The 2,500-nt window shown below is 54.2% G+C and carries 1 tRNA gene and 2 rRNA genes (1 of these 3 cut by a window edge); all 3 read right to left on the reverse strand.

What is annotated here, in order from left to right:
- Window positions 1–77, reverse strand: a tRNA-Met gene (locus SM764_RS22490).
- A gap of 47 nt (window positions 78–124) precedes the next feature.
- Window positions 125–239: ribosomal RNA gene (gene rrf / locus SM764_RS22495) — 5S ribosomal RNA — on the reverse strand.
- Window positions 240–387: 148 nt separating this feature from the next.
- Window positions 388–2,500: ribosomal RNA gene (locus SM764_RS22500) — 23S ribosomal RNA — on the reverse strand (it continues 714 nt past the right edge of the window).

The following is a 2,500-nucleotide window of genomic DNA, read 5'->3' on the forward strand; positions in this document are numbered from 1 at the left end:
TGGTTGCGGGAGCAGGATTTGAACCTGCGACCTTCAGGTTATGAGCCTGACGAGCTACCGGGCTGCTCCATCCCGCGGAGGTTGTTGGTTATGATCGTTAGAGAGATTTTTTGGTATTTACTAGGTTTGGCGGTGACCTACTCTCCCAGGGCTTAAGCCCAAGTACCATTGGCGCGACGGCACTTAACTTCCGGGTTCGGGATGGGACCGGGTGTTTTGCTCGTGCTATGACCACCAAACCGAGTAAATACCAAAAGCTTCCGGCTTTTGGTATTGCGAGCTCCATTATGTCACGGGGCGCTTTCCAAAAGCGGAAGGTTTCAGATCAACATGTTGTCCAGGTTTCGTTTTGCTTTTTGGTGTTTATGAGACTGTCTGTTACTGGAACAGATCAAGCCTATCGGGCGATTAGTACCGGTCAACTGAATGCATTGCTGCACTTACATCTCCGGCCTATTGACGTGGTGGTCTTCCACGGCCCTCAGGGATACCTTGTTTTGAGGGGGGCTTCCCGCTTAGATGCCTTCAGCGGTTATCCTTTCCGATCATAGCTACCCTGCACTACCGTTGGCACGATAACAGGTCCACCAGTGGATCGTTCACCCCGGTCCTCTCGTACTAGGGGCAACTCCTCTCAAGTATCCTACACCCACGGCAGATAGGGACCGAACTGTCTCACGACGTTCTAAACCCAGCTCACGTACCTCTTTAAACGGCGAACAGCCGTACCCTTGGGACCTGCTCCAGCCCCAGGATGAGATGAGCCGACATCGAGGTGCCAAACACTGCCGTCGATATGGACTCTTGGGCAGTATCAGCCTGTTATCCCCGGCGTACCTTTTATCCGTTGAGCGATGGCCCTTCCACTCGGGACCACCGGATCACTATGGCCGACTTTCGTCTCTGCTCGACTTGTCAGTCTCGCAGTCAGGCTGGCTTCTGCCATTGCACTCAACGAGCGATTTCCGACCGCTCTGAGCCAACCTTCGCGCGCCTCCGTTACGCTTTAGGAGGCGACCGCCCCAGTCAAACTACCCGCCACGCAGGGTCCCGGATCCGGATAACGGACCGCGGTTAGACATCAAGAGTGCGAAGGGTGGTATCTCAAGGGAGGCTCCACCGGAACTAGCGTTCTGGTTTCGATGCCTACCACCTATCCTGCACATCACAATCCTGATGCCAGTGCGAAGCTGTAGTAAAGGTGCACGGGGTCTTTCCGTCTAACCGCGGGAAGCCTGCATCTTGACAGGCAATTCAATTTCGCTGAGTCGATGTTGGAGACAGCGGGGAAGTCGTTACGCCATTCGTGCAGGTCGGAACTTACCCGACAAGGAATTTCGCTACCTTAGGACCGTTATAGTTACGGCCGCCGTTTACCTGGGCTTCAATTCGGAGCTCTCACTCCTCCTTTTAACCTTCAGGCACCGGGCAGGCGTCAGACCCTATACGTCGTCTTGCGACTTCGCAGAGCCCTGTGTTTTTAATAAACAGTCGCCACCCCCTGGTTTGTGCCCCCGGATCCAAGTTGCCTTGAACCCGGGCCTCCTTCTCGCGAACTTACGGAGGTATTTTGCCGAGTTCCTTCAACATCGTTCTCTCAAGCGCCTTGGTATTCTCTACCAGTCCACCTGTGTCGGTTTAGGGTACGGTCTGATGGAGGGCTATTTCCAGGGACTGCTCAGCAGCCCAACCAATCCGATAAGGCTGAACTACAGTCGCAATCCGTCACATCCTCCTGGCCCAGGAATATTAACCTGGTTCCCATCGCCTACGCCTTTCGGCCTCGGCTTAGGGGCCGGCTTACCCTGCTCAGATTAGCTTTAAGCAGGAACCCTTGGACTTTCGGCGAGAGTGTCTCTCACACTCTTTGTCGCTACTCATGTCATCATTCTCGCTAGTGATCTCTCCACCGGATGGCTCACGCCCCGGCTTCATCGAAAGCCTCTTGTCTCCAATCTTCCCGAAGGAAGTAAGGAGACATGAGACTATGTCACACTACGCTCTGCTACCATGCACTATGTGCATCCTCGGCTTCGGCTCATGGCTTGAGCCCCGTTACATCTTCGCCGCAGGACAACTTATTTAGACCAGTGAGCTGTTACGCTATCTTTAAAGGATGGCTGCTTCTAAGCCAACCTCCTGGTTGTTTTGGTCGTCCCACCTGCTTTCCCACTTAGCCATGAATTGGGGGCCTTAGCCGGAGGTCAGGGTTGTTTCCCTCTCCACTACGGACGTTAGCATCCGCAGTGTGTCTGCCATCTAGTACTCCCGGGTATTCGGAGTTTGGTTAGGATCAGTAAGCCTGTGGGGCCCCATTACCCATCCAGTGCTCTACCCCCCGGGGTATTCGGATGACGCTCTACCTAAATAGATTTCGCAGAGAACCAGCTATCTCCGAGTTTGATTGGCCTTTCACCCCTAGGCACAGCTCATCCCGATCTTTTTCAACAGATGTGGGTTCGGTCCTCCAGTGCGTGTTACCGCACCTTCAACCTGGCCA

It is taken from the genome of Pseudophaeobacter sp. 1A16562 (assembly GCF_041008785.1).
GTDB lineage: Bacteria > Pseudomonadota > Alphaproteobacteria > Rhodobacterales > Rhodobacteraceae > Phycobacter > Phycobacter gallaeciensis_A.